We start from the raw sequence: 3270 nt of genomic DNA, 5'->3' as shown, positions 1-3270 counted from the left end.
CCACTGAAGCGATCACTGAAGGAGTCTGACCATGAGCACCCCCGGCAAGAAACTCTACATCTCTGACGTGACGCTGCGTGACGGCAGCCACGCGGTACGGCACCAGTACTCCATCCGCAACGTGCAGGACATCGCCCGCGCACTGGACGGCGCCAAGGTCGACAGCATCGAAGTCGCGCATGGCGATGGCCTGCAAGGATCGAGCTTCAACTACGGCTTTGGCGCGCACAGCGACCTCGAATGGATTGCCGCCGTGGCGGACGTGGTGGAGCACGCGAAAATCGCCACACTGCTGCTGCCGGGCATCGGCACCACGCACGACCTGAAGGCAGCCTACGACGCCGGCGCGCGCGTGGTCCGCGTCGCCACGCATTGCACCGAGGCCGACATTTCCAGGCAGCACATCGAATACGCGCGTGAACTTGGCATGGACACCGTGGGGTTCCTGATGATGAGCCACATGACCACGCCGGCGAACCTCGCCATTGAGGCGAAGAAGATGGAAAGCTACGGCGCGACCTGCATCTATGTGGTCGACTCGGGCGGAGCGCTGACGATGACCGACGTACGCGATCGCTTCCGTGCGCTCAGAGGGGTGCTGAATCCCGAGACGCAGACGGGCATGCATTCGCACCACAACCTGTCGCTCGGCGTGGCCAACTCCATCGTCGCCGTCGAGGAAGGCTGCGACCGCGTCGATGCTTCGCTGGCCGGCATGGGCGCGGGGGCGGGGAATGCGCCGCTCGAGGTCTTCATCGCAGCTGCCGAGCGGCTGGGCTGGAACCACGGCACCGACCTCTACACCCTGATGGACGCCGCCGATGACCTCGTGCGCCCGCTCCAGGACCGCCCCGTGCGCGTGGACCGCGAGACGCTCGCGCTCGGCTACGCGGGGGTCYACTCGAGCTTCCTGCGCCATTCGGAAGTCGCGGCGAAGAAGTACGGGCTGAAGACCGTCGACATCTTGGTCGAACTGGGCAAGCGCCGGATGGTCGGTGGCCAGGAAGACATGATCGTCGACGTCGCGCTGGACCTCAGCAAGCGCGCGCTCGAAGCGCAACAGTGATCCGATGAGCGGCGCGCCCGGAGCACGCCGCTCGTCACCACCAACTAACGACCGCGAGAACACGCCACCGCCGATCGCCACCAAGAGCGTCCCGCATCGACCCATCTGGAGACTACCCATGAACACGACGATACGCCCCGGCGGCAGCGGCAAGGCTGCCGCGACCGGGAGCCTCACCACCATCGGCCTGTGCCTGGCCATCGCCCTGCTCGAAGGGCTCGACCTGCAATCCGCCGGCGTGGCCGCGCCTCGCATCGCCAAGGAATTCTCGCTGTCCGTCGCACAGATGGGCTGGGCGTTCAGCGCCGGTGCCATCGGCCTGCTGCCCGGCGCGGCGTTGGGCGGACGGTTCGCCGACCGTCTCGGGCGCAAGCGCGTGCTGATGCTCTCCGTCGCACTGTTCGGGTTGCTCTCGCTGGCGACGACACTGGTCTGGAACTTCGAATCCCTGCTAGCCGCGCGCGTACTGACCGGGCTCGGGCTGGGCGCGGCGATGCCGAACCTGATCGCGCTGTGCTCGGAGGCGGCCTCCCCCCGCCACCACAACACGGCCGTGGKCGCCATGTACTGCGGGATGCCGTTCGGCGCCGCGCTGGCGGCCGCCATCGGTATCGTCAGCCCGGGAGATGAGGGCTGGCGACACATCTTCTACGTCGGCGGCTTGGGCCCGTTGCTGACCCTGCCGCTGCTGGGCCTGTGCCTGCGCGAATCGGCGCAGTTCGTCGAGGCGAAGGCGAGGGCCACGACGACAGCAGCGGGCGGTGCTGCCGATACGGGCTTCGTCGATGCCCTCTGGCGCGGCAGCCGCGCCCGTGCCACGATCGCCCTCTGGACCAGCTATCTTGGCACGCTCATCGTCCTGTATTTCCTGATGAACTGGCTGCCCTCGATGGTGTTGTCGAACGGCCTGAGCCGCGTACAGGCCGGCGCGGCGATGATGATGTTCAACATCGGCGGCGGCATCGGCGCGGTGGCCATCGCGGGGGTCATGGACCGCTTCAGCCGGCAACTCACGGTCATCGCCATGTACGTGGGGATCGGGGTGGCGCTGGCAGCGCTGGCGGGCGCGCGCGGCAGCGTCTCGATGGCGTGCGGGGCATTCTTCTGCGGCCTGTTTCTCGTCGGCGGCCAATCGGTGCTGTATGCGCTGGCGGGCCAGGCGTATCCCACCGAGGTGCGCGGGACCGGGGTCGGCGCGGCGGTCGCCGTGGGACGGCTCGGCTCGATCCTCGGGCCCCTCGTCGCCGGGCAGCTCTTCGCGATCGGCCAGAGCGCGTCGATGCTCGTCGCGTCCAGCATTCCCCTCATCGTCGTGGCCGCGATCGCAGCCCTGACGCTGGTGGGCGGCTTCCCATCCCTGAAATCGGGCCCCGCCCTCCCCGGCGTCCGGCCCAAGACCTGAATCCATCTGCCTCAGCAAGGAAACACATCATGCAATCCACTGCACAATCCATCACGGAAGAATCGACCAGCCGCTTTGTCACCGTCAGGGCCGGCGACACCGAGTTCCGCATCCACTACAACGACACCGGGTCCGGCACGGAGACTGTCGTCATGCTGCACGGATCCGGCCCAGGCGCCAGCGGCTGGGCCAACTTCAACCGCAACATTGAACCGCTGGTGGCGGCCGGCTACCGCGTGCTGCTGGTGGATTGCCCGGGCTGGAGCAAGAGCGATCCCGTGGTCAGCACTGGGTCGCGCTCGGAACTGAACGCCCGCGTGCTGAAGGCCGTGCTGGACGCCCTCGACATCGGGCGCGTGCACCTGCTCGGCAATTCGATGGGTGGCCACAGCGCCGTGGCGTTCGCGCTGGCCAATCCGCAGCGCGTCGGCAAGCTGGTCCTGATGGGCGGCGGGACCGGTGGCCCGAGCCAGTTCGTGCCGATGCCGACCGAGGGGATCAAGTTGCTGAACGGCCTGTATCGCGAGCCAACCATCGAGAACCTGAAGCGGATGATGAGCGTGTTCGTCTACGATCCCAGTTCACTGACCGACGACCTGATGCAGGCCCGACTCGACAACATGCTCGCCCGCCGCGACCACCTCGAGAACTTCGTCAAGAGCATGCAGGCCAACCCAAAGCAGTTCACGGACTACGGCGCCCGCCTGGGCGAGATCACCGCACCCACGCTGGTCATCTGGGGGCGCGAGGATCGCTTCGTGCCGATGGACGTCGGCCTGCGCCTGATCGCCGGCATTCCGAA

The 3270-nt window shown here is 67.4% G+C and carries 3 protein-coding genes; all 3 read left to right on the top strand.

Features of this window, described 5'->3' with window-relative positions:
* Positions 1 to 31: 31 nt before the first annotated feature.
* A complete protein-coding gene (gene dmpG, locus AC1DS3_RS37040; protein ID WP_477129182.1) occupies positions 32 to 1066 on the top strand; it encodes a 4-hydroxy-2-oxovalerate aldolase in 1035 nt (344 codons plus the stop codon).
* A 118-nt stretch (positions 1067 to 1184) separates the two neighbouring features.
* Entirely contained in the window at positions 1185 to 2468 is a 1284-nt protein-coding gene (gene mhpT / locus AC1DS3_RS37035) for a 3-(3-hydroxy-phenyl)propionate transporter MhpT (RefSeq protein ID WP_477129181.1), read from the top strand.
* Between the two features lie 29 nt (positions 2469 to 2497).
* The coding region (locus tag AC1DS3_RS37030) for an alpha/beta fold hydrolase (RefSeq protein ID WP_477129180.1) at positions 2498 to 3270 on the top strand (773 nt) is incomplete at its 3' end.

The sequence above is a fragment of the Cupriavidus sp. 01L46 genome (assembly GCF_056399905.1).
This window is presented reverse-complemented; position numbering and strand designations above follow the sequence as displayed.